This is a genomic window from Candidatus Nanopelagicus limnes (assembly GCF_002287885.2).
GTDB classification, from domain to species: Bacteria; Actinomycetota; Actinomycetes; order Nanopelagicales; family Nanopelagicaceae; genus Nanopelagicus; species Nanopelagicus limnae.
The window spans coordinates 532430-556428 of sequence record NZ_CP016768.2; the positions used below are offsets into that span (position 1 = coordinate 532430).

The 23999-nt window shown below is 41.4% G+C and carries 17 protein-coding genes and 1 tRNA gene; 16 read left to right on the forward strand and 2 right to left on the reverse strand.

Annotated features, from left to right (window positions below; all coding sequences use genetic code 11):
• Positions 1 to 29: 29 nt before the first annotated feature.
• From dnaE to B1s21122_RS02775, 15 genes are all read left to right on the forward strand, one after another.
• Positions 30 to 3557, forward strand: coding sequence for a DNA polymerase III subunit alpha (gene dnaE / locus B1s21122_RS02705; RefSeq protein WP_095680759.1), 3528 nt, complete (start codon positions 30 to 32; stop codon positions 3555 to 3557).
• A gap of 6 nt (positions 3558 to 3563) precedes the next feature.
• Positions 3564 to 4274 carry a HisA/HisF-related TIM barrel protein gene (locus B1s21122_RS02710; protein WP_095680758.1) on the forward strand — a complete coding sequence of 237 codons (711 nt, stop codon included), beginning with the start codon at positions 3564 to 3566 and terminating at the stop codon, positions 4272 to 4274.
• Positions 4275 to 4313: 39 nt separating this feature from the next.
• Positions 4314 to 5813, forward strand: coding sequence for an anthranilate synthase component I (locus B1s21122_RS02715; protein ID WP_095680757.1), 1500 nt, complete (start codon positions 4314 to 4316; stop codon positions 5811 to 5813).
• A 144-nt stretch (positions 5814 to 5957) separates the two neighbouring features.
• Positions 5958 to 6737, forward strand: coding sequence for an indole-3-glycerol phosphate synthase TrpC (gene trpC, locus B1s21122_RS02720; protein ID WP_095680756.1), 780 nt, complete (start codon positions 5958 to 5960; stop codon positions 6735 to 6737).
• A 20-nt stretch (positions 6738 to 6757) separates the two neighbouring features.
• Entirely contained in the window at positions 6758 to 7972 is a 1215-nt protein-coding gene (gene trpB / locus B1s21122_RS02725) for a tryptophan synthase subunit beta (RefSeq protein ID WP_095680755.1), read from the forward strand.
• Positions 7972 to 8775: a tryptophan synthase subunit alpha gene (gene trpA / locus B1s21122_RS02730; protein WP_095680754.1), complete on the forward strand. Its 804-nt coding sequence runs from the start codon at positions 7972 to 7974 to the stop codon at positions 8773 to 8775. Before trpB ends, trpA begins: the two co-directional genes overlap by 1 nt.
• Positions 8765 to 9223, forward strand: coding sequence for a MauE/DoxX family redox-associated membrane protein (locus B1s21122_RS02735; protein WP_095680753.1), 459 nt, complete (start codon positions 8765 to 8767; stop codon positions 9221 to 9223). Before trpA ends, B1s21122_RS02735 begins: the two co-directional genes overlap by 11 nt.
• Before the next feature lie 9 nt (positions 9224 to 9232).
• On the forward strand, positions 9233 to 9907 hold the full coding sequence (locus tag B1s21122_RS02740) for a DsbA family protein (RefSeq protein ID WP_095680752.1): 675 nt from the start codon (positions 9233 to 9235) through the stop codon (positions 9905 to 9907).
• A gap of 16 nt (positions 9908 to 9923) precedes the next feature.
• The gene (gene lgt, locus B1s21122_RS02745) at positions 9924 to 10757 is read left to right on the forward strand and encodes a prolipoprotein diacylglyceryl transferase (RefSeq protein WP_095680751.1); all 834 of its coding nucleotides are present in this window, start codon (positions 9924 to 9926) and stop codon (positions 10755 to 10757) included.
• Positions 10758 to 10766: 9 nt separating this feature from the next.
• On the forward strand, positions 10767 to 11471 hold the full coding sequence (locus tag B1s21122_RS02750) for a VIT1/CCC1 transporter family protein (RefSeq protein WP_095680750.1): 705 nt from the start codon (positions 10767 to 10769) through the stop codon (positions 11469 to 11471).
• 104 nt (positions 11472 to 11575) lie between these two features.
• A complete protein-coding gene (gltB, locus tag B1s21122_RS02755) occupies positions 11576 to 16075 on the forward strand; it encodes a glutamate synthase large subunit (protein ID WP_223299087.1) in 4500 nt (1499 codons plus the stop codon).
• On the forward strand, positions 16068 to 17525 hold the full coding sequence (locus B1s21122_RS02760; protein ID WP_095680748.1) for a glutamate synthase subunit beta: 1458 nt from the start codon (positions 16068 to 16070) through the stop codon (positions 17523 to 17525). Before gltB ends, B1s21122_RS02760 begins: the two co-directional genes overlap by 8 nt.
• A gap of 10 nt (positions 17526 to 17535) precedes the next feature.
• Positions 17536 to 18978: a pyruvate kinase gene (pyk, locus tag B1s21122_RS02765; RefSeq protein WP_095680747.1), complete on the forward strand. Its 1443-nt coding sequence runs from the start codon at positions 17536 to 17538 to the stop codon at positions 18976 to 18978.
• Positions 18979 to 19018: 40 nt separating this feature from the next.
• Positions 19019 to 19091, forward strand: a tRNA-Leu gene (locus B1s21122_RS02770).
• Between the two features lies 1 nt (position 19092).
• Complete coding sequence (locus B1s21122_RS02775) at positions 19093 to 19683, forward strand: ANTAR domain-containing response regulator (RefSeq protein ID WP_095680746.1); 591 nt, start codon at positions 19093 to 19095, stop codon at positions 19681 to 19683.
• Here the strand turns inward: B1s21122_RS02775 and B1s21122_RS02780 are convergent, their stop codons facing one another.
• Positions 19684 to 20088 (reverse strand): PaaI family thioesterase, encoded by a 405-nt coding sequence (locus tag B1s21122_RS02780; protein WP_095681243.1) that lies wholly within the window; start codon positions 20086 to 20088, stop codon positions 19684 to 19686. It lies immediately after the preceding gene.
• A gap of 40 nt (positions 20089 to 20128) precedes the next feature.
• On the opposite strand from B1s21122_RS02780, the gene polA reads away from it, so the two are divergent.
• Positions 20129 to 22702: a DNA polymerase I gene (gene polA / locus B1s21122_RS02785; RefSeq protein ID WP_095680745.1), complete on the forward strand. Its 2574-nt coding sequence runs from the start codon at positions 20129 to 20131 to the stop codon at positions 22700 to 22702.
• A 4-nt stretch (positions 22703 to 22706) separates the two neighbouring features.
• Here polA and B1s21122_RS02790 read toward each other — a convergent pair whose 3' ends face one another.
• Entirely contained in the window at positions 22707 to 23933 is a 1227-nt protein-coding gene (locus tag B1s21122_RS02790) for an MFS transporter (RefSeq protein ID WP_095680744.1), read from the reverse strand.
• Positions 23934 to 23999: the final 66 nt, after the last annotated feature.

Here is a 23999-nt window from a genome sequence, read left to right on the forward strand (position 1 = left end):
TATATCGCGCAGTAGTAATCTCGCCACCCATGCCAATCTCAGCCGGAATCCCAAAAAACTCGGAGAATTTTGTGCACCTTCATGTGCACACCGAGTACTCAATGCTGGATGGGGCAGCCAAAATATCTGAATTAGTTGCTGAAGTTGCTAATCAAAATATGCCAGCGATTGCAATGACTGATCATGGAAATGTTTTTGGTGCATTTGAATTTAACAAATTAGCAAAAGCAGCTGGCGTTAAACCAATCATTGGCATTGAAGCATATGTAGCACCTGAATCCAGATTTGATAAGCGCAGAGTTAAGTGGGCAGAAGGCGGTGAAGATGATGTTTCTGGCGGCGGTGCTTACACTCACATGACTTTGCTGGCCGAAAATAATCAGGGATTATCAAATCTATTTAAACTCTCATCCCTTGCATCCTTAGAAGGTTTTTATTACAAACCAAGAATGGATCAAGAGTTGCTAGCGAAATACTCAAAAGGAATCATCGCCACCACTGGCTGTCCAGGCGGGGAGATTCAAACTCGCTTGCGCATGGGTGGCTACAAGGAAGCGGTAGCTGCTGCCTCACGGATGCGAGATATTTTTGGAGCTGATAACTACTTCTTAGAGGTAATGGATCACTCAATTGATATTGAAAAACGAGTTCTAACAGATTTGTTAAAGCTGGGTAAAGAATTAAATCTGCCATTACTAGCTACTAATGATTTGCACTATACCCATCATAAAGATGCAGCGGCTCATGAAGTGATGCTTTGTATTCAGTCAGGTTCAACCCTGGCAGATCCAAAGCGATTCAAGTTTGATAACTCTGAATTTTATCTAAAGAGTGCGCAACAAATGCGCCAGTTATTTAAAGATTTGCCAGGAGCCTGTGATAACACCTTATTAATTGCTGAGCGGTGTGAGATAACTATGCGAGAAGGTGAGAATCTTCTGCCACGTTTTCCAGTTCCAGCAGGTGAAAGTGAAGATAGCTGGTTGATAAAACAATCTAATCAAGGTTTAGCTGCCAAAATGAATGATCAGATTCCACCTGAGTACCAGGAAAGACTTAATTTTGAATTAGATGTAATGATAAAGATGGGTTTTCCAGGTTACTTCTTAGTGGTGGCAGATCTTTGTAATCATGCGCGCCAAGTTGGAATCCGAGTTGGTCCAGGTAGAGGCTCGGCTGCAGGTTCACTTGTTTCATACTCGCTAGGTATAACCGGTCTTGATCCAATTAAGTTTGGCTTACTCTTTGAGCGATTCTTAAATCCAGAGCGAATCTCCATGCCAGATATTGACTTAGATTTTGATGAAAGAAGACGATCAGAGATGATCGCTTACGCCACAGCTCAATATGGTGATGATCGAGTCGCACAAATCATTACCTATGGCACTATTAAATCTAAACAAGCAATCAAGGACTCAACTCGAGTTTTAGGTTATCCCTACGCACTCGGTGAGCGATTAACTAAATCACTTCCGCCATCAGTCATGGGTAAAGATATTTCACTTAGTGGAATTTTTGATATGGATAATGACCGATATGGCGAAGCCAGTGAGTTTAGAAATCTGTATGAAGCAGATCCTGACTCAAAAAGAATTGTTGATACTGCCCTTGGCATTGAAGGCTTAAAGCGACAATGGGGAGTGCATGCAGCTGGAGTTATTTTAAGTAAGGAGCCTTTACTCGATGTAATTCCAATTCACCGTCGTGAGGCAGATGGGGCAATCATTACCCAGTTTGATATGGGTGCTTGTGAAGCAACTGGCTTATTGAAAATGGATTTTTTAGGTCTGCGAAACCTTTCAGTTCTAGATGATTGCTTGATAAATATTGAAAAGAATTTAGGTAAGACCATTGTTTTGGAAACCTTGCCATTAAAAGATCAGAAAACTTTTGAATTACTTTCTCGAGGTGACACCCTTGGAGTATTTCAGCTAGATAGCGCACCAATTAGATCACTCCTTAGATCTATGGCTCCGGATAGTTTTGAAGATATTGCAGCTGTTATTGCGCTTTATCGACCGGGTCCAATGGGTGAGGATTCACATAACAAATATGCCGATTACAAGAATGGCCGAAAGGCTCCGGTGGCTATTCACCCTGAATTAGATAAGCCATTAAATGAGATCCTAAAAGATACTTACGGTTTAATTGTTTATCAGGAGCAGGTATTAGCGATTGCCCGAAAAGTTGCTGGTTTCACTCTTGGTCGCGCGGATTTGTTAAGAAAAGCGATGGGTAAAAAAGATAAAAAGATTTTGGATAAGGAAAGAGTTCATTTTGAAGAAGGTATGAAATCAAATGGTTTCTCTGAGGATGCAACTGAAAAACTCTGGCAAACACTGATTCCTTTCTCTGATTATGCATTTAATAGAGCTCATAGCGCGGGTTATGGTTTGCTCTCATTTTGGACTGCCTACCTAAAGGCAAATTATCCAGCTGAATACATGGCAGCACTTCTAACAAGTGTTAGAGATGATAAAGATAAGAGCGCCTTGTATTTAAATGAATGCAGGCGCATGGGTATTAAAGTTTTACCTCCAGATGTTAATGAGTCTGATTCTGGCTACACACCTATTGGAAAAGATATTCGCTTTGGCTTAACAGCAATTCGAAATGTTGGTGAAAACGTTGTGGCTTCAATTATTGAAAATCGAAAAATTAAGGGTAAGTATGTAAGTTTTGGTGAGTTTCTAGCCAAGGTGGATTCACATGTTTGCAACAAGAAAACTATTGAATCCCTCATAAAGGCTGGAGCTTTTGATTCACTTGGTCACACTCGTCGTGGATTGATGATGGTTTATTTAGAAGCACTAGATGCAGTTGGTGAAGCGAAGAGGGCAGAGGCGATTGGGCAATTTGATCTATTTGGTTCTGCAAATACAACATCTTCAGTTAGCGGCGTTGATTTAGATATTCCAAATAGCGAGTGGGAAAAAATGATGCTCCTGGGTTATGAGCGAGAAATGCTTGGGCTCTATGTATCCGATCATCCACTCCTAGGTGTTGAGCACATTCTTAAATCGGTGGCAGATTTTTCAATTAGCCAGCTTTCAGAAGTTGCTCATGATCAAATAATAAGTATTGGTGGCTTAATCACTCAGATTCAACGAAAGGTTTCAAAGCAGGGAACTCCTTGGGCAATTGTTACTGTTGAAGATTTAGAGGGTGCGGTGGATGTTCTATTCTTCTCAAATTCTTATGCAACTCATGGTGTAAATCTGGTCGAAGATCGAATTGTTGCAATTCGTGGACGTGTAGATAAGCGCGAGGAACAACCAAGGATTTCTGCTCTAGATTTAACATTGCCAGATTTAAAGCAAGTACCAACTGGCCCATTGATAATTTCTATGGCTGCATCCAGATGCACACCACCGGTTATTGATCGCATGAGTGAAATATTAAAATCTCACCCCGGTGCCAGAGAGGTTCACTTAAGACTTATCGATGGCGAGAAAAAGACAATCTTAAAACTTGATGAAGCTTTGAAGGTTACTTCCTCACCGGGCTTAAGTGCTGATCTTAAAACTGTACTTGGCCCAGACTGCTTAGTTGTTTAATCCAAAATGAAGCAACTTCAGTTATTGCCAGCAATAGACATTGCATCTGGACAGGTTATTCAATCTAAGAATTTGAGCACTTCAAATATTTCTGGCACACCACAGCAAGTTATCGATTACTTTGTTTCAAAGGGAACAAAATGGATTCATCTAGTGGACTTAGATGCGGCTTATTCAACTGGTGATAATTCTGATTTAATAAAGAATTTAACTACAGCCAATGACGTGGAGATTCAATTATCTGGCGGAATTATCAATCAGGCTTCATTGAGCAACGCTCTTGAAACAAAAGCAAAATGGATTAATTTATCAACGGGTGCGTTAACTGATATGGATTGGGTGAAGGAAACCCTTAATCTATACCCAGATAGAGTTTGTGTTTCCCTTGATGTAGTTGATGAGCGTTTAATCGCTCGGGGCAGTGGAATCGTTGTTGGAGATCTTTGGAAACATCTTGAGGAGTTGAATAAATCTGGATGTAAACGGTTTGTTGTAACCGATAACAAAACTGATGGAAAAATGATGGGCCCAAATTTTGATCTACTGGCTAAGGTCTCTGCTCAGAGTGGAGCAGCAATTATTGCAAGTGGTGGAGTGTCAGATTTATCTGATTTAGTTAAATTGCGTCAGATGGGATTAGAGGGCGTAATTGTTGGCAAAGCGCTCTATGAAGGTGGATTGGACCTAACAGCTGCTTTAGAAATCTGCTACCAATAAGCGGCGCCAGGTGATTGCTTATTACGGCAGAATAGGTAGGTGGAAAAAGCGCTGTTATCAATTGAGAAATTCCGTGAGTACGCCCGCGAATTTAATGTCATTCCTGTAGCTCGAAAAATAATTGATAAAGATCAAACTCCACTTTCTATATACAGTAAATTAACTAGTCACCGACCCGGAACATTTCTGCTTGAATCGGCGGAGTCTGGCATATGGGCTCGCTACTCATTTATTGGCGTAAATAGCCAAGCAACTTTAACTGAAGCGAATGGCGCAGCAATTTGGAGTGGCGTGATGCCAGCTGGTGCACCAACTGGAATAGATCCACTGGAAGCATTAAGGATTGCTACCAATCATCTAAAGAGTCCAAAGATTGATGGCTTACCACCACTAACCGGTGGCCTCGTTGGCTATTTAGGATATGAAATCGTTAGACGGCTTGAGAAATTAACTAATCAATCAAAGAAAGATATTGATATTCCTGAGATTGCCATGATGTTGACATCAGATTTGGCAGTTTTTGATCATCACGAAGGGGTAATCACATTAATTGCTAATGCTATTAATTGGGATGGCAGTTCAGAGCGAGTTGATTTAGCGTATGACACAGCAATCCAGCGGCTAGACAAGATGCAAATGGATTTATCTGAAGTAAAGCCAGCTCAATTAGTTGAAATACAAAAACGGGTTAACCCCGTCTATGAGCGAAACACATCTGATCAAAGTTATATCGACAAGGTGAAAGTAATCAAAGAGGAGATTAAATCTGGAGAGGCGTTTCAAGTAGTACTTTCACAGCGGTTTAATATGCCTAATCTTTCAGAGCCATTTGATTTGTATCGTGTTTTACGGGAACAAAACCCAAGTCCTTACATGTATCTATTCCGATTTAATGATGACCTATCAATTGTTGGATCAAGCCCAGAAGCATTGGTTAAAGTTACCGGCAGTGATGTGGTGATCCATCCAATTGCAGGAACTAGGCCAAGGGGCAAGACGCCGGCTGATGATGAAAGCATTGCAAATGAATTGCTTAAGGATCCAAAGGAGCGAGCAGAACACTTGATGCTAGTGGATTTAGGTAGAAACGATTTAGGTCGTGTTTGCAAAGCAGGATCTGTTGAAGTAACGCAATTCATGCAGATTGAAAAATACTCACATGTTATGCATATTGTTTCAACTGTGAATGGGCAATTAGCAGAATCATTTGCACCGATAGAAGCATTGTTTGCAGTATTTCCAGCCGGCACACTATCTGGAGCACCGAAACCTCGAGCTATGCAAATCATCGAAGAGAATGAACCAACCAGGCGAGGTATATATGGTGGAACTATTGGATATTTAGATTTCACTGGAAATATTGACACCTGTATTGCAATCAGAACTGCGGTAATTAAAAATGGAACAGCTTATGTTCAAGCTGGTGCTGGGATCGTTGCTGACTCTGATCCTGAATCTGAAAATCAAGAGTGTATTAATAAGGCAGCAGCTGTGCTTGGCGCAGTAGCCACAGCAAATGCAATGGCAGTGTCCAAATGAGAGGTTCAATCATTGGCAGCTTATTAATTATTAGCTTGGCAATATTTCTGATCATACGATTAAGCAGAAAAGATGCCACTAAAAAATATGAGATGAAACCTAAAAATAAATGGAATTCCTTATCGGAAGGTATTGACCCAACTAATGAGTGAATCAAACGTGTTGACACAAATAATTGAAGGTGTTTTGGAGGATGTTGAAAAACGATTTGTTCCAATAAACCAGTTAAGGGAGCAGTTAGAGAATGCTCCTAAATTAAGAGGTGCCTTTAAGGCACTGAATCAAGATGGAATGCGATTAATTGCCGAAGTGAAAAGATCTTCCCCTAGCAAAGGCAATCTTGCTGAAATTGCTGACCCGAAGGAATTAGCGGGTAAGTATCAAGAAGGAGGAGCGGATGTAATTAGTGTTTTAACTGAAGAGCGTCGCTTCAAGGGAAGCATTGCTGATCTAGTTTCCGTCCGATCTAGCGTTGATCTACCTGTACTGCGCAAAGATTTTATTGTTACTGAATTTCAAGTTATTGAATCTCGCATACTAGGCGCTGACTTAATTTTGCTTATAGTTGCTGGACTTTCAAAATCTCAACTGATTGATTTTTACCAACTCTCCACGGAACTGGGGATGGATGTATTAGTTGAGGTGCATAACATGGATGAAGCTGAAAAAGCTTTAGATGTAGGTGCAAAAATAATTGGGGTCAATTCTAGAAATTTGAAAACTCTGGAAGTAAGTGAGAAAACTTTTGAAACTATTCTTCCAGTATTGCCATCTCAGATCTTAAAAGTTGCTGAGTCGGGTATTAGTAATCGCCAGCAAGTTGCATTAGTTGAACAATTAGGGGCAAAAGCAGTCCTGGTTGGGGAGAGTTTGGTGCGGGCAGGTAATCCAGTTCATACGATAAAAGAACTTCTAAACCGCTAGAGACCCAATAAACTACAACCATGAGTGCAGGCAAAAAAGTGGATGACTTAACTTCTTCCGTACTTGGACATTTTGGACCCTATGGAGGTCGTTTTGTTCCAGAGGCTTTAATTGCCGCACTAGATGAATTATCAGCAGCGCACACATCAGCCCTTTCTGATCCAAAATTTCAAAGTGAATTATCCGAACTTCACAAGACTTATAGTGGTCGCCCAAGTATTTTGACTGATGCAAAAAGATTTTCAGAACATGCAGGTGGTGCAAGAATTCTTTTAAAGCGAGAAGATTTAAATCACACTGGCAGTCACAAAATTAACAATGTTCTTGGTCAAGCACTACTTACAAAGCGAATGGGCAAGAAGAGAATCATTGCTGAAACTGGGGCAGGCCAGCATGGTGTTGCCTCGGCAACAGCTGCGGCATTGTTTGGTTTGGAGTGTGTGGTCTATATGGGCGAGGCTGACACAAAGCGACAAGCTCTAAATGTTGCACGAATGAAATTATTAGGCGCCACCGTAGTACCGGTAACCCAAGGATCAAAAACTTTAAAGGATGCAATTAATGAAGCAATGCGTGATTGGGTAACAAATGTTTCCACAACTCATTATTTGCTTGGCACCGTGGCCGGACCTCATCCATTCCCAACGATGGTCAGAGATTTTCAAAGAATTATCGGAGTTGAAGCTAGGCAACAAGTTCTAGATTTAACTGGCAAGTTACCGGATGCAGTTTTAGCTTGTGTTGGCGGTGGATCAAATGCGATTGGAATCTTCCACCCATTTATAGAGGATTCATCTGTTCGCTTAATTGGCTTAGAGGCCGGTGGTAAAGGTATAGAAACTGGAATGCATGCCTCAACTATTTCTGGTGGCAAACCAGGTGTTTTGCATGGAACCCGGTCATATGTTTTACAAGATTCAGATGGGCAAACTATTGAGTCACATTCAATATCTGCTGGTTTAGATTATCCAGGAGTTGGACCTGAACATGCTTATCTAAATGATATTGGCCGCGCTGAATATAGATCCATTACAGATGATCAGGCTATGTATGCGTTCTCATTACTTTGTAAATCAGAAGGAATAATCCCAGCAATTGAAACTGCACATGCCTTGGCGGGAGCTTTAGAAATTGGAAATGAATTGGGCAAGGATGCAACTTTGTTGATAAATCTTTCTGGGCGCGGGGATAAAGATGTGCAAACTGCGGCTGAGTACTTTGGTTTACCGCTCTAATGAGCACTGCGCTTGAAAAACTGTTTGAAAAGACAAAACAAGAAAAACGAGCAGCACTAATTGGCTATTTACCAGCTGGGTATCCTGATCAGAAAAGTTCAGCAAAAATCATAAAAGCTATGATCGATGGTGGTGTGGACGCGATTGAAATTGGTTTTCCTTATTCAGATCCAGTTATGGATGGACCAGTTATTCAAGCCGCATCAGAGGAAGCCATAAAAAATGGCGCAGGAGTAGATGAAGTTTTTGATTTACTACAAACTACAGCAGCACTTGGAACTCCATCGGTAATCATGAGTTACTGGAGTCCAATTGAAAAATATGGTGTTGCAAATTTTGCAAAAAAAGTTGCTCAAATGGGTGGCAGTGGAGTAATCACACCTGATTTAACTATTGAGGAATCCCAGGATTGGCAAAATGAATCTAAAGATAATTCTATAAATCGTATTTACGTAGTTGCGCCCAGCACAACTGATCAACGTTTAGCCAATGTAACTGCTGAATGTTCCGGCTTTATATATGCGGCAAGTCTTATGGGTGTTACTGGAACTAGAGATGCGGTTTCTGGAAATGCCAGATCGCTAGTTGAACGGATTCGAAAGGTTAGCAAGACACCAGTTGCTGTTGGACTTGGTGTTTCGACAAAGGCTCAGGCACAAGAAGTGGCTCAGTATGCAGATGGCGTAATAGTAGGATCTGCTTTTATTAAAATTATCCAAGAGCATGGTTCTGGCAGGAATGGATTGAAAAAGGTTAAACAACTTGCACACTCATTATCTGAAGGAGTTAGAAATGCGAGCTAAGTTTTATGTTTATCAACCATGGCTAACATTGGTAGCGCGACTAATTTTAGGTGGCGTGTTATTAGCCGCTGGTGGATTAAAAATTGGGAACCTACAAAAATCAGCAATGGCGGTACGGGCTTATGAAATGTTGCCGGTTGGTCTAGCTAATTTTCTTGGTTATGTCCTACCGTGGATTGAAATTGGAATTGGTTTACTTCTTATTGTTGGGGCAGCTGTTGCGATTTCAGGGTTGCTTGGCGCGTTCACAATGCTGGCTTTCATTATCGCGATCGCACAAGCTTGGGCTCGCGGGCTGAGTATTGACTGTGGATGTTTTGGTGGTGGCGGGGCAATAGATCCAGAAGATACGAAGTATTTGTCTGAGATAATTAGGGATATAGGATTACTGGCATTGGGTATTTACCTTTACTACTTTCCAAAAGGTAAATTTGGATTGGATAAATAGGGAGAAAAAATGGCAACTGCATCTGGTGGAGATAAAGGAACTCGCAATTTAGTGATCGTAATGATCTCCTTCATTGTGGTTGTAGGAGTTGTTTTCTCCTTAATCAGTAGTCGTTCAAATTCAACCGCAGCAATTCCTGCCACAGTTTCAGAGGCTGATGGTTATGGCATAGTTCTTAATCCCGAGAGCACTCCGAAAATTGATGTGTATGTTGATTATCAATGTCCAGCGTGCCGAGTGTTTGAAATAATTAATGGTGGATATCTGAATGAAGTTATTGCTCAGAAAAAGGCAAAAGTAGTGTTTCACCCAATGACATTCATTGGACCAGAATCGATATTAGCCGCGAACTCAGCAGCGTGCGCAGCAGATGAAAGTAAATTCGTAGATATGAATTTAGCTCTATTCCAGAATCAATCAGATTCTGAAAACACTGGAAAATGGTCAAGTGAGTACCTTGTTGAACTTGGAAAATCAATTGGCATTAATTCCAGTACCTTTGAAACCTGCGTAAATGATGGCAAATACATTAAGTGGACAAGCAATGTCGCAGCAGCCTCAGCAAAGGCTGATGTAAACGGTACACCGACAATTTTTGTAAATGGCAAACAGCTAGATCGAGACACTGAGTATGGAGATCAAGCCAAATTCAGAGCTGCACTTGCTGCCGGTGGCGTTAAGTAAATTCATTTAACTTTAAATGAAGCAGTTATTTCCTAGTCCATCACTCTCTTCATTTTCAGTAGGTCCATTAACTATTCACTTCTACGCCCTTTGCATCATCACGGGCATTGCAGCTGCAATTTGGCTCGGACGTAGGCGGTATGCAAACTTAGGTGGTAATCCAGATGATGTTTCAGAGGTTGCTATATGGGCAGTGCCATTTGGAATTATTGGCGGACGTATTTACCATGTAATCACTTCGCCAGCACAATATTTTGGAAGTAACGGGAATCCAATTGATGCCCTTCGTATTTGGGAAGGCGGATTAGGCATATGGGGCGCAATTTCACTTGGCGCAGTTGGTGCTTATCTATATTTTAGAACTCATAAAACATCTTTAAATTTTCGCCAACTTCTAGATTCTCTAGCACCTGGCGTTGTCCTGGCGCAGGCAATTGGAAGAATTGGAAATTACTTTAATCAAGAGGTATTTGGTAAACCCACAGAACTACCTTGGGGCTTAGAAATTGATCCAGTTAATAGACCCGATGGTTTTGAAAGTTATGCCACTTTTCATCCAACTTTTTTATATGAATTGTTATGGTGTTTAGTAGTAGCGGTGCTGTTAATAAAGCTACCGGGATTTCTAAAGAAAATTACCTCAAATCAAGGAGATGTTTTCACTCTCTATATTCTCGGATACACATTAGGAAGAGTCTGGATTGAAGGCTTGCGCATTGATGAAGCCAACTTGATTCTAGGTTTACGTCTGAATATTTGGGTTAGTTTAATAGTGCTAGTCACCGCATCTGCGTACCTGATAGCAAACAAGCGCCGTGGCAATACCAAGGAAAATCACATACCAAGTTAGTATTTAGCAATGGGTTTAGAAGATGTCCAAATGAGGAATCTTGAGCACCGGGCAAATCGTGCCGGCTGGCTTCGAGCGGCAGTTCTTGGTTCAAATGATGGCTTGGTTTCAACTGCGAGTTTGATGATTGGAATTGCTGCTGCAAATAAAAGTGAATTTTTGATAACAGCCGGTTTGGCCGGAATTGCAGCCGGTTCGATGTCTATGGCAGTTGGTGAATATGTTTCAGTTAAATCGCAGAATGATATTGAAAAATCAGATCGAGATATTGAAATCAAGCAATTAGCTATAGATCCTGAAGGTGAATTTGAAGAGTTAGTTGATATTTATGTTCAACGAGGATTGACAGAAGAGTTAGCTAAACAGGTAGTCACATCAATGCATAAGAAGGATGCACTTGAAGCACACCTTCGTGATGAACTTGGACATTTTGATCACACAAGAGCTAGGCCAGTACAAGCTGGTGTTGCCTCAGCGATTGCATTCACTGCTGGGGGATTGGTGCCACTAATTGGAGCATTGATCGCTACCTCCAATCAAGTGGGTGCAATTCTTCTCTTTACAGCAATTGGTTTAGTTGCAGCTGGATATATCTCAGCCAAGATTGCTGCATCTCCACTTCTTAAAACAATCGTAAGGATTTTTCTTGGTGGCGCCCTAGGCGTTGCAATTACTGCCGGAATTGGTTGGTTGGTAGGCCTTACTGGGGTTTGATAACCCTGATACTATTTGCCTTGTAAATTGTTTTGAAGTTGGGCCATTGTCGTCCTGACCCTTAGTGGGATCGGCCTTTTAAATTGCAATCTAAATTCTCAAGCGTGCCAAGAGCAGTGGGTTTGTATGACCCTGCAAATGAGCATGATGCGTGCGGCGTCGCCATGGTTGCTACTTTAAACAAAACCAAAAGTCATGAGATTGTTAGCAAAGCTTTAACTGCTTTAAGAAATTTAGAGCATAGAGGCGCATCTGGTGCTGAACCAGACAGTGGCGATGGAGCCGGAATCTTAATTCAGATTCCTGATGAATTTTATAGATCAGCCGTTGATTTCAAGCTACCAAACTTTAGTTTTTACGCAACCGGTGTTTTTTTCATTGAAGCAGGAAAATCAGATTACCAAGAGCAAATCTCACAAATTGCAAGTGAAGAAGGTTTGCGCATAATCGGTTGGCGAGATCTTCCCATTAATTCAAAATCAATTGGTAAAACTGCTTTGTCAGTTATGCCTTCCTTTAAACAGATATTTGTCGCTGGCCTTAAAGAAGAGAGCGATCTTGTATTGGAGCGGATGGTTTTCTGTCTGCGAAAGCGAGTTGAACACACCATGCCAATTTATGTGGCATCCCTTTCTTCAAGAACTATCGTCTATAAGGGCATGTTAACTACTGGCCAACTCGAGGAGTTTTTCCCAGATCTTTCAAACCCACTAGTGGTTTCGGCAATGGCGCTCGTGCATTCAAGATTTTCAACTAATACATTTCCTTCTTGGCCATTAGCCCATCCTTATCGGTTTATAGCTCATAACGGTGAGATAAACACTGTAAAGGGAAATCGAAATTGGATGCGAGCACGCGAAACTTTATTGCAAAGTGATTTAATCCCAGGTGATTTAAAAAGGTTGTTTCCGATAGTAAATAACTCAGGCAGTGATTCGGCATCCTTTGATGAAGTACTAGAGCTTCTTTACTTAGGTGGTCGAAGCTTGCCGCACGCAATGTTGATGATGATTCCTGAAGCGTGGGAAAACCATGCAACTATGTCGCAGATTCGCAAAGATTTTTACGCTTTTCACTCCGCTCTGATGGAACCCTGGGATGGTCCGGCTTGTGTGACATTTACTGACGGTAATCAGATAGGTGCTGTATTAGATCGCAATGGTTTACGTCCATCAAGATTTTGGGTTACAGATGATGGGCTAGTGGTATTAGCTAGTGAAGTTGGCGTATTAGATTTTAAACCAGAATCAATTGTACGAAAAGGAAGATTACAACCAGGCAAGATGTTTTTAGTTGACCTACAAGAAGGTCGAATAATTGAAGATGAAGAAATTAAAGATACTTTGGCAACGGCTGAGCCATACACTGACTGGCTGCATGCTGGATTGGTTAGATTAAGTGATTTACCTTCCAGAGAGCACATTGTTTATCCGCACTCTTCTGTAGTTCGTCGCCAGCGTGCATTTGGTTATACCGAAGAAGAGTTGCGTTTAATTATTACTCCGATGGCTAAGAATGGCGCTGAACCTCTAGGTTCTATGGGAACTGATACGCCAATTGCGGCATTATCTGAAAAACCAAGATTGTTATTTGACTATTTTGCTCAGTTATTTGCCCAAGTTACTAATCCGCCATTGGATGCAATTAGAGAGGAATTAGTAACCTCACTGGGCGGATCCATTGGACCAGAACATAATCTTTTAGATCCAGGTCCATCCTCATGCCGGCAAATTTCCCTTCAATTTCCGGTTATCGACAATGATGAATTAGCAAAAATTATCAATGTAAATGCAGATGGTGATCAGCCAGGATTTGAAACTCATGTCGTGCGAGGATTATTTGCAATTGCAGGCGGTGGCAGATCACTTGTTGCCCGATTAGAGCAAATTAGATCAGAAGTATCTTCAGCAATTAATGAAGGCGCAAGAATTATTGTTTTATCAGATCGAGATGGTGATGCTGAAAATGCACCGATTCCTTCACTACTGCTTACCTCCGCCGTACACCATCATCTGATCCGTGAAAAAACTAGAACCAAGGTGGGCTTAGTTGTTGAAAGTGGTGAGGTGAGAGAGGTTCACCATGTTGCTCTTCTAATTGGTTTTGGAGCAGCTGCTGTTAATCCTTACCTAGCGATGGAGAGTGCCGAAGACTTAGTTAGACAGGGAGTTATTACTGGGATTACTCCAGAAAAGGCAGTTAGGAATTTAATAAAATCTTTAGGTAAAGGTGTATTAAAAGTAATGTCTAAAATGGGAGTATCCACAATTGCTTCCTATACCGGAGCTCAGATTTTTGAAGCAATAGGTTTGTCATCTGAAGTAGTTGATGAATACTTCGTAGGCGCTACCTCACGTTTAGGTGGGGCTGGTATTGAGATAATTGCGCAAGAAACAATTAAGCGTCATCACATTGCATATCCGCCCGGGGGAGAGATTCCTGGAGCTAAGAAATTACAAATAGGTGGTGAGTACCAATGGCGAAGAGAGGGTGAACCGCACCTATTTGATCCGGAAACTGTTTTTACTCTCCAGCATGCAACACGTTCAAAGCGATTTGATGTTTTCAAGAGATATACAAACAGAGTGGATGATCAGTCTCGTAGATTGATGACTTTGCGGGGATTGTTTAATTTTAAATCTGACTTGCGAAAGCCGATTCCAATTGATGAAGTTGAACCTGCCTCTGAGATTATTAAAAGGTTTGCTACTGGCGCTATGTCTTATGGCTCTATTTCACAGGAAGCTCATGAAACGCTAGCAATTGCCATGAATCGAATTGGTGGGAAATCAAATACTGGTGAAGGTGGTGAAGATCCAGATAGAAATAAAGCTGATAGCAATGGAGACTTGCGACGCTCTGCGATTAAGCAAGTTGCAAGCGGAAGATTTGGCGTTACAAGTGAGTATCTAGTTAATGCCGATGATATTCAAATCAAAATGGCTCAAGGGGCAAAACCTGGTGAAGGTGGGCAATTACCTGGCAACAAGGTTTACCCATGGATTGCAAAAGTTCGCTACTCAACTCCTGGGGTTGGATTAATTTCACCACCGCCACATCATGATATTTACTCCATTGAAGATTTAGCGCAGCTAATTCATGATTTAAAGAATGCCAATAATCAGGCGCGTATACATGTTAAGTTGGTAGCAGAGGTTGGAGTTGGCACAGTTGCGGCCGGTGTTAGTAAAGCCCATGCTGATGTGGTTTTAATTTCTGGTCATGATGGAGGAACTGGCGCTTCACCATTAACTTCACTAAAACATGCTGGCGCTCCATGGGAATTAGGGTTAGCTGAAACCCAACAAACTCTGCTACTTAATGGTTTAAGGGATCGAATTGTTGTGCAAGTAGATGGCCAAATGAAAACTGGTAGAGATGTTTTAATAGCTGCCCTGCTAGGAGCTGAAGAGTTTGGTTTTGCCACCGCGCCATTAATAGTTTCTGGTTGCGTAATGATGCGAGTTTGTCATTTAGATACCTGTCCTGTTGGAGTGGCCACACAAAATCCTGAACTAAGGAAGAAATTCACTGGTAAGCCTGAATTCGTGGAAACATTCTTTGAATATATAGCTGAAGAGGTTCGGCAGTTACTTGCCCAGCTAGGCTTTAGAAAATTAGAGGATGCAATTGGTCAAGTAGAGATGCTCGATACTAAAGCTGCAACAGATCATTGGAAAGCTAGCGGATTAGATCTTTCTCCAATTTTGAAAGCACCAACAGGTAATGGTGACCGCAAAAATACAACAACGCAAGATCATGGCTTATCAGGTGCGTTAGATAATGAATTGATTAAGTTATCAAAAGATGCTTTAGAAAACGGTAAGAACGTACGGTTAGAAATGCCAGTAAGAAATGTCAATCGAACAGTTGGCACAATGCTTGGCAGTGAAATAACAAGAAAGTTTGCAGGAGCAGGACTACCGGCAGATACGATCGGTATAACTTTTCATGGTTCAGCTGGTCAATCATTCGGTGCTTTTATTCCATCCGGCCTGACATTAAGACTTTATGGAGATAGTAATGATTATGTGGCAAAAGGATTATCTGGTGGACGAGTGATAATTCGACCAGATGAAAAAGCTAGCTTTAAATCAAATCAGAATGTGATCGCAGGAAATGTAATTGGATATGGAGCTACATCAGGAGAGATCATGATTTCAGGAGTGGTGGGCGAAAGATTTTGTGTTCGCAATTCTGGCGCGCATGCAATCGTTGAAGGTGTTGGCGATCATGGTTGTGAATACATGACTGGGGGATCGGTAATTGTGCTCGGGGCTACTGGCCGAAATTTTGCTGCTGGTATGTCAGGCGGAATGGCGTTTGTCTTAGATTTGCAACCATCGCTAGTTAATACCGAAATGGTTGATTTACTTTCACTTCCAGTGAATAAGGAAGATTTTGTGAAAAGCTCTATTTCTAAATTCTTTGCGGAAACTGGATCACAGATTGCTAAAGATTTATTGGGTGACTGGGAAAAGAATAAGAGTCGAATTACCTTGGTTATGCCAAGAGATTATGCAAGAGTCTTGGAAGTCATGGCTAAAGCACAACGCGAAGGCTTGCCAGTAGATAGCGCAGTTATGGCGGCGATAAATGGCTGATCCAAAAGGTTTTATTAATACACCTCGTGAAGTCCCAAAACGTAGACCAGTGGATGTGCGTATAAAAGATTGGAAAGAGGTTTACCAGGAGCAGGAGTTTTCACATCTACAAAAACAAGCTGGCAGGTGTATGGACTGCGGCATACCATTTTGTCATCAAGGTTGCCCACTAGGTAATTTAATTCCAGAATGGAATGATCTGATTTGGCGCGGAGAAAAACCAGAGGCGATAGATCGCTTGCACGCAACAAATAATTTCCCTGAATTTACCGGTCGGCTTTGTCCAGCTCCTTGTGAGACTGCGTGCGTTGTGGCAATCAATGCCGAAGCTGTTACCATTAAACAAGTAGAGCTACGAACTATTGAAGAGGCATTTCTTGAAAAAAGAATTGTGCCACTTATTCCAGATCGTTTGTCAGGAAAAACTGTGGCGATAATTGGCTCAGGTCCTGCTGGATTAGCTGCTGCACAACAATTAACTCGAGCTGGCCACACTGTGGTGGTTTATGAGCGAGCTGAAAAAATTGGCGGTCTATTACGTTATGGAATTCCAGAATTTAAGATGGAAAAATCGATTGTTGATCGAAGGCTTTATCAAATGGAGCAAGAAGGAACAAGATTTAGAACTGGTGTAAATGTTGGTAAAGATTTAACGGGCTCAGCTCTTAGGAGTAAATATGATGCGGTTGTACTTGCAGTTGGAGCTACAAATTGGCGTGATCTAGAAATTCCAGGTCGTGATGCAAAAGGTGTTTACCAAGCTATGGAGTACTTGCCTTGGGGAAACAAACAAGCACTTGGCGAGTTGACCGCTCCGGCAGAAATTAATGCAGAGGGTAAACATGTTGTGATTTTAGGAGGCGGAGATACTGGCGCAGACTGTTTGGGAACAGCTATCAGACAAGGGGCTGCATCTGTTACTCAGTTAGAGATTATGCCAAGACCTTCAGATGAAAGAGTTAATACTCAACCTTGGCCTACATATCCAATGGTGTATCGAGTAAGTAGTGCTCATGAAGAGGCTGGTGAACGGATTTACTCTGTATCTACTCAAGAATTTCTTAAAGATGCAAACGGCAATTTAAGAGCGATGAAGTTAGTTGAAACTGAATTAGTTAATGGAAAATTTCAACCTATTGCAGGAAGTGAAAAAGAGATACCTGCTGATTTAGTTTTTCTAGCACTCGGTTTTACGGGACCAGAAAAGAATGAATTACTTGATCAGCTTGAGGTGACTCTGGACGAAAAAGGAAACATTATTCGAGATCATGAGTACTCAACTGCTAGTGATGGTGTTTTTGTTTGCGGGGATGCTGGGCGTGGTCAATCATTGATCGTTTGGGCTATTGCTGAGGGGCGCAGTGCTGCTTCGGCAATTGATAAGTACTTAACCGGGAACACGCAGTTGCCTTATTCGATTGAACCAACTGCTCGCCCATTGATGGTTTAAGGTTTTTCTTATGCGTCGCGCGAAAATTGTCTGCACCATCGGACCAGCAGTTGAATCGATTGAAAAGATCACTGAGTTAATAGATGCTGGTATGAATATGGCCAGATTAAACCTGTCACATGGCGGGCATGAGGAACATCAAATGAGATTAAATAATGTTCGTGAAGTAGCAAAGAAGGCGAATAAAGCGGTTGCAATTTTGGTTGATTTACAGGGACCAAAAATAAGGTTGGGAAGATTCAAAAATGGTCCACATGATTTAGTCAGAGGCGATAAATTCACTATCACCACTGAAGACATTGAAGGCACAAAAGACCGAGTGAGTACGACGTATAAAGGTTTACCTGGTGATTGCAAAATTGGTGACAAGATAATGATTGATGATGGCAAAGTAACTGTTGAAGTTTCTGAAGTAAATGGAAATGATGTAGTAACCAAGGTAATTCAACCTGGAGCTGTGAGTAACAATAAGGGATTGAATTTACCTGGAGTTGCAGTTTCAGTACCTGCCATGTCAGAGAAAGATGTTGCAGATTTAAGATGGGGCTTAAAAGCAGGGGCTGACTTCATTGCTTTGTCATTTGTAAGAAACGCAAGTGATGTTAAGGATGTCCATAAGATTATGGATGAGGTTGGAATTCGAATTCCAGTAATTGCAAAGATTGAGAAACCACAAGCAGTTGCAAACCTGCAGGAGATTGTGGATGCATTTGATGGAATTATGGTTGCTCGTGGTGATCTAGGAGTGGAACTCCCAATTGAAGATGTTCCGATGGTTCAAAAACGTTGCATAACAATGGCTCGAGAATCTGCCAAGCCGGTGATAGTTGCAACTCAAATGCTTGATTCGATGATTAGTAACTCTCAACCAACCCGGGCTGAAGCAACAGATTGCGCTAATGCAGTTTTGGATGGTGCAGATGCATTAATGCTCTCGGGTGAAACTAGTGTTGGTGAATTTCCAATTGAATCTGTCAAGATAATGGCCCGAATCATTGAACGCACTGAAGAGATTGCTTTAGATCAAATTCCACCTTTAAAGCACTCACCGGCTACAAAAGGCGGAGCCATTACTAAAGCTGCTACTGAGGTTGGCCTTACTGTTGGAGCAAAATTTTTAGTTGCTTTCACACAAAGTGGAGATTCAGCAAGACGTATGTCCAGGCTTCGTTCTCCGATTCCAATGTTGGCCTTAACGCCAGATACTGGAACATTTAATCGACTTGCACTGTCTTGGGGTGTTGAATCTTTGTTAACGCCAGTAGTCAACCACACAGATGAAATGGTGATGCAGGTTGATTCTATTTTGATTAACTCCAAGCGAGTAAACCTTGGTGATCTAGTTTTAATTGTTGCTGGTTCCCCGCCAGGTATACCTGGATCAATAAATGCTATGAGAGTTCATAAGATTGGTGACGCAGTTGGTGGCGTTGCGCCTGCTTATCGCAAGTAATTTAGTATTAAAAGATATCCACTATAAACTACGGTAATTCGCCTCGGTACTCCAACGGTAGAGAGGACGGTCTCAAAAACCGTATAGTGTCGGTTCGAATCCGACTCGAGGCACATGAACACAGAGAATAAAAAAATACGAATTCTAGTTGCCGAAGATGAAACCATCATCCGACTAGATCTTGTTGAGATGCTTACTGAGTCTGGTTATGAAGTAGTAGCGCAAGCTGAAAATGGAGCAGTAGCGATTGAGTTAGCTAAGAAATTCAAACCTGATTTAGCAATTTTAGATGTGAAAATGCCAGAGATGGATGGAATTACTGCTGCCGAACAGATTATTGCTTTGGCGCCAGTGCTCATGCTGACAGCTTTTAGTCAGCGAGAACTAGTTGAACGCGCACGAGATGCTGGTGTTATGGCTTATGTAGTTAAGCCTTTTTCTATTGGTGATTTAGTGCCAGCAATCGAAATTGCAATTAGTAGGCACCGCCAAATGAAAAGTTTGGAGGATGAGGTTGCAGATTTGTATGAAAGATTAGAGACCCGCAAAATAATTGATCGGGCAAAAGGGATATTAATGAAAGCTATGGGTTTATCTGAGCCTGAAAGCTTTAGTTGGATTCAAAAAACTGCGATGGATCGCCGTATTTCTATGAAACAGGTTGCTCAAGCAGTTATCTCGCCAGAGTCAGCCCCAGATAGATAGTTATCGCTCGGCCAGTATTAAACAAGTGATGCGTGCACTACAAGTTCGCTCACCCTTGTCATTTGTAATTTCCACTTCGTAACAACATAGAGTTTTGCCAAGAGTTACAGCGGTGGCAACCGCAGTCACGATTCCTGAAGTTGCTGATTTATGATGCGTGGCATTTATATCAACCCCAACAATTCTGCGATTTGCACCAGCATGAAGTTGCGTGCCAATTGAACCTAAACTTTCTGCAAGAACTACATTTGCACCCCCATGGAGCAATCCAATTGGTTGGGTGTTCCCATCAACAGGCATGGTTCCAACTAATCTGCTTGGTGAGGCCTCGATTATTTCTATGCCCATCTTCTTATCTAGGGCGCCAGATCCTCGTTGGCGAATCAACTCCAAATAGTCCGTCATATGATCAAGTTTAACCTGAGATGGCAATTAGAATCCCAATATGAGTACGGATCAGAAGCGTTTATTGCTAATAGATGGCCATTCCATGGCTTATCGAGCTTTTTACGCTTTACCGGCAGAAAACTTTAAAACCTCAAGTGGTCAACCCACTAATGCAATATATGGGTTCGCTTCAATGTTGATAAATCTCATTAAAGAAGAAAAACCTTCACATATTGCAGTTGCTTTTGATGTTTCTAGGAAGACATTTAGAACCGAACTATTTCCTGAGTACAAAGCAAATCGTGCTTCTACTCCTGATGAATTTCGATCCCAGATGTCATTTGTTAATGAAATGATTGATTGTTTCGGTATAAAACATTTCGAAATGGAAGGTTATGAAGCCGACGACATCATCGCCACCTTTGCAAAATCAGCTGAAAAAAATGGTTATCAGGTTCTAATTTGTACAGGAGATAGAGATTCATTTCAGCTTGTAAATTCAAATACAACTGTTCTTTACCCCAAAAAGGGGGTGACTGAGATGTCAAGAATGACGCCTGACGCTGTGTTAGAAAAATATGGACTAACACCTGCGCAGTACCCAGATTTTGCCGCACTGCGGGGAGACCCAAGTGATAATTTGCCATCAGTACCAGGTGTTGGTGAAAAAACTGCAACAAAATGGATTTCTGATTATGGAAATTTAGAGAAATTACTTGCTAATGCCCAAGAGATAACTGGCAAAGTAGGAGATTCGCTTCGAGCTAATGTTGAAGCAATTAAGTTAAATCGTGAACTTACGCAGTTGCTAGATGATTTAGATTTAAAAGTTCAAATTGAAGATCTTGGCTGGTTGGGATTTGATTCAAATTTAATGAGTAACTTCTTCGAAAAAATGGAGATTCGAGCTTTAAAGGAAAGACTTAAATCACTGCCACAGGCAGGTGGTGCTGTGACGAAAGAAGTATCAATAAAGGTTTCAGAGATTAGCGCTGAGGAAATAAGTAAATTACTTGATAAACACACGAAGCCCATAGCAATCGCTTTTGATTACGAAGATGAAACTTTACTGGGTTACTCGGTGGCAACAAGTAATACTGAAGTTTACTATGTGCAAGGCAGCAAAATTGGAGAGTGGATTTCTAAACCTCAACTAGCAAAGTATGTTCATTCAGCAAAAGTGGCTTTAAAAAACTTGGGACTATCTGGAGTGCAATCCGATATCGAGTTATTGGCTTATTTGTGCAACCCTGGAAGCAGAAATTTAAATTTAAGTGACCTTGCTGAAAGGATTTTGGGTAAAGTAGCCAATTCAGAGGATCTTTTCTCGCAATTTGATCCTAAGCAGGCGGCTTGGATATTTGAATTACAAAAAGAGTTAAGTAGTGAAGTTAAATCTAAAGGCATGATCAGTTTGTATGAGGATTTAGAGCAACCTACTTTGCTTTTGCTGTCCCAAATTGAAGAGATCGGTATAGCCGTTGACCAAGGCAAGTTGAATCAACTGTCCGCTCATTTTACAAAAATTGTTGCGGATGAAACCGCGATGGCGCATAAAGAGGCAGGACATGAATTCAATGTGAGTTCACCAAAACAATTGCAGGTTGTCCTATTTGATGAATTAAAACTACCTAAAACTAAGAAAATTAAAACGGGGTTCACAACTGATGCTGAGAGTTTGGAGTGGCTTGCGGGAAAAACTAAGCATCCTTTGCTCAAGCATTTACTAAGAATTCGTGAAACCAGCAAATTGATGACCACTATTGATGGTTTGATCAGTGCAGTTGAACCCGATGGCAGAATTCACACTAATTTTCAGCAAACTGTTGCAGCAACTGGAAGATTGTCATCTACGGATCCAAATTTGCAGAACATCCCGATTAGAACCGAGGAAGGGCGAAAAATAAGAGATTGTTTTACCGCTCAAAGTCCTTACCAAGATTTGATGACCGCTGATTACAGTCAAATTGAAATGCGAATAATGGCTCATTTATCTGATGATAAAGGATTGATTTCTGCTTTTGAATCTGGCGAAGACTTGCATTCGACTGTGGCATCCCAGGTATTTGGCGTTAAAAAGAATGAAGTAGATGCTGAAATGCGAAGAACTATTAAAGCTATGTCTTATGGCTTGGCATATGGATTGTCCTCATTTGGTCTGGCTCAGCAGCTAGATATTGATCCTGCTTCAGCAAGTGAATTAATGGGCAAGTATTTTGAAAGATTTGGTGGAATAAGGGATTACTTAAAGATAGTTGTTGAACAGGCGCGTGAACTTGGTTATACCCAAACAATTTTAGGTAGAAGAAGGTACTTGCCTGATCTAAATCATGAAAATAGGCAACGCCGGGAAATTGCAGAACGGGCGGCACTAAATGCACCGATTCAAGGTTCAGCTGCAGACATCATAAAGATTGCAATGCTAAAAGTGGACTCTAAAATCAGATCAGAAAATCTCAAATCTCGATTATTGCTACAAGTCCATGATGAATTGATTTTAGAAGTTTCACCAGGTGAACACGAAATACTTTCAAAGATCGTTAAAGAGCAAATGTCTAGCGCTTATGAACTTAAAGTCCCACTGGATGTAAACATTGGAGTGGGTAAAAGCTGGGATTTAGCAGCACATTAATTTATTATTTATTAGTATCTAAATTCGCTTCCAGTGCTTCAGTATCTTCTTCTTCGGTTGGAATACGGTCAGCTGCCTTAAGCAACCCAGCCCCACCACGCATAATTAAGTATCCAATTCCCACACAAATTGTTGTTAACGCTAAGCAATATCTAGGTGAGTAGTGTTCTGAGATAAATCCGCCAAGAGCAGTGCCTAAGGAGGCAAATGTTCCTTCTACAGTCCATAGCCATCCTAAAGCGGCTACCGCTGTTCCTTTTGGTCTAACAGCTTCACTAATCTCTAAGTAAAATACTTGCAAACCACCCGCCATTAAACTCATAGCTGCGGTTACGATCATCATTGACCAATCTGGATATGTAAAGGCCAGAGGCAATGAAAAGATAAACCAAAAAAGATAGATCCGCTTAAAAGCGGTAAAAGATGAAGTTTTCTTGGAGACCATGCCCGCTATCAGTCCGCCAATAACATTTCCGGCTGCCATAATTGCAAAAAGGATTCCAGTTCGATGTGGGATATTTTCCAAAGTCGTAAAGGCCGGAACTGCAATATCAAATGCTCCCCATCCTAAGCCGATAAATACACCTTCTAGCATTAGTAATTGCATAGCTGGTGTTCGCCAGACTGCTAGATCTTTGGAGGTTTTCTTTTCAGGGGCCCATCGCTTTAATTGTGGTGAAAGGGAGAGAGCCGCTCCGCCAATGAAAATAAGAGCTGAACAAATTTGTAAAGATAGCTCTGGAGAGTAATTAAGCGCAACAGTTGTTGCAACCAATGGTCCAAAAACGCCAACTGAGTTCATGACTGCAGTATCGATTGCGTACGCAGTTCTAATTTGATCTTTGGGAACTGTTACTTTCCAAAGTGGACGAATAGATAAATTTATTGGGGGAGCCGAGAAACCCAAAACTCCTGCAAAAACTACTAATTGGGTGCTTGAATTGCCGGTTGAAAACAAAAGGATTAAAACTGCATAGCTCGGGGCAAAAACTCTTAATGGAATTTTCATTCCGAATTTATCTATCAATGTGCCTCGCAAACCTGCTGTTGTAGCTCCGGTTATGCCATTTACACCCGTTGCAAGTCCTGCGATACCGATTGAACCAGTGCTTTGTTGTACTTTGAAAAAGATACTCAGCGAGATCATTCCGTAGGCCATTCGAGCCGGGAAAGAACTAATAAGCAGATATTGACCGGATTTATTACTCAAAACCTTGGAATACCTACTCATTGCCTCATCCTAGTCATCGCCAGTTTGACCCTACCGTCTATTCGAAAGTAACCTTGCCCGTCCCTG

Excerpts from the sequence above, each read along its gene's own strand:
- dnaE (WP_095680759.1), top strand. The coding sequence starts at position 30 with ATGCCAATCTCAGCCGGAATCCCAAAAAACTCGGAGAATTTTGTGCAC.
- B1s21122_RS02710 (WP_095680758.1), top strand. The coding sequence starts at position 3,564 with ATGAAGCAACTTCAGTTATTGCCAGCAATAGACATTGCATCTGGACAG.
- trpC (WP_095680756.1), top strand. The coding sequence starts at position 5,958 with ATGAGTGAATCAAACGTGTTGACACAAATAATTGAAGGTGTTTTGGAG.
- trpB (WP_095680755.1), top strand. The coding sequence starts at position 6,758 with ATGAGTGCAGGCAAAAAAGTGGATGACTTAACTTCTTCCGTACTTGGA.
- trpA (WP_095680754.1), top strand. The coding sequence starts at position 7,972 with ATGAGCACTGCGCTTGAAAAACTGTTTGAAAAGACAAAACAAGAAAAA.
- B1s21122_RS02735 (WP_095680753.1), top strand. The coding sequence starts at position 8,765 with ATGCGAGCTAAGTTTTATGTTTATCAACCATGGCTAACATTGGTAGCG.
- B1s21122_RS02740 (WP_095680752.1), top strand. The coding sequence starts at position 9,233 with ATGGCAACTGCATCTGGTGGAGATAAAGGAACTCGCAATTTAGTGATC.
- lgt (WP_095680751.1), top strand. The coding sequence starts at position 9,924 with ATGAAGCAGTTATTTCCTAGTCCATCACTCTCTTCATTTTCAGTAGGT.
- B1s21122_RS02750 (WP_095680750.1), top strand. The coding sequence starts at position 10,767 with ATGGGTTTAGAAGATGTCCAAATGAGGAATCTTGAGCACCGGGCAAAT.
- B1s21122_RS02760 (WP_095680748.1), top strand. The coding sequence starts at position 16,068 with ATGGCTGATCCAAAAGGTTTTATTAATACACCTCGTGAAGTCCCAAAA.
- pyk (WP_095680747.1), top strand. The coding sequence starts at position 17,536 with ATGCGTCGCGCGAAAATTGTCTGCACCATCGGACCAGCAGTTGAATCG.
- B1s21122_RS02775 (WP_095680746.1), top strand. The coding sequence starts at position 19,093 with ATGAACACAGAGAATAAAAAAATACGAATTCTAGTTGCCGAAGATGAA.
- B1s21122_RS02780 (WP_095681243.1), bottom strand. The coding sequence starts at position 20,088 with ATGACGGACTATTTGGAGTTGATTCGCCAACGAGGATCTGGCGCCCTA.
- polA (WP_095680745.1), top strand. The coding sequence starts at position 20,129 with ATGAGTACGGATCAGAAGCGTTTATTGCTAATAGATGGCCATTCCATG.
- B1s21122_RS02790 (WP_095680744.1), bottom strand. The coding sequence starts at position 23,933 with ATGAGTAGGTATTCCAAGGTTTTGAGTAATAAATCCGGTCAATATCTG.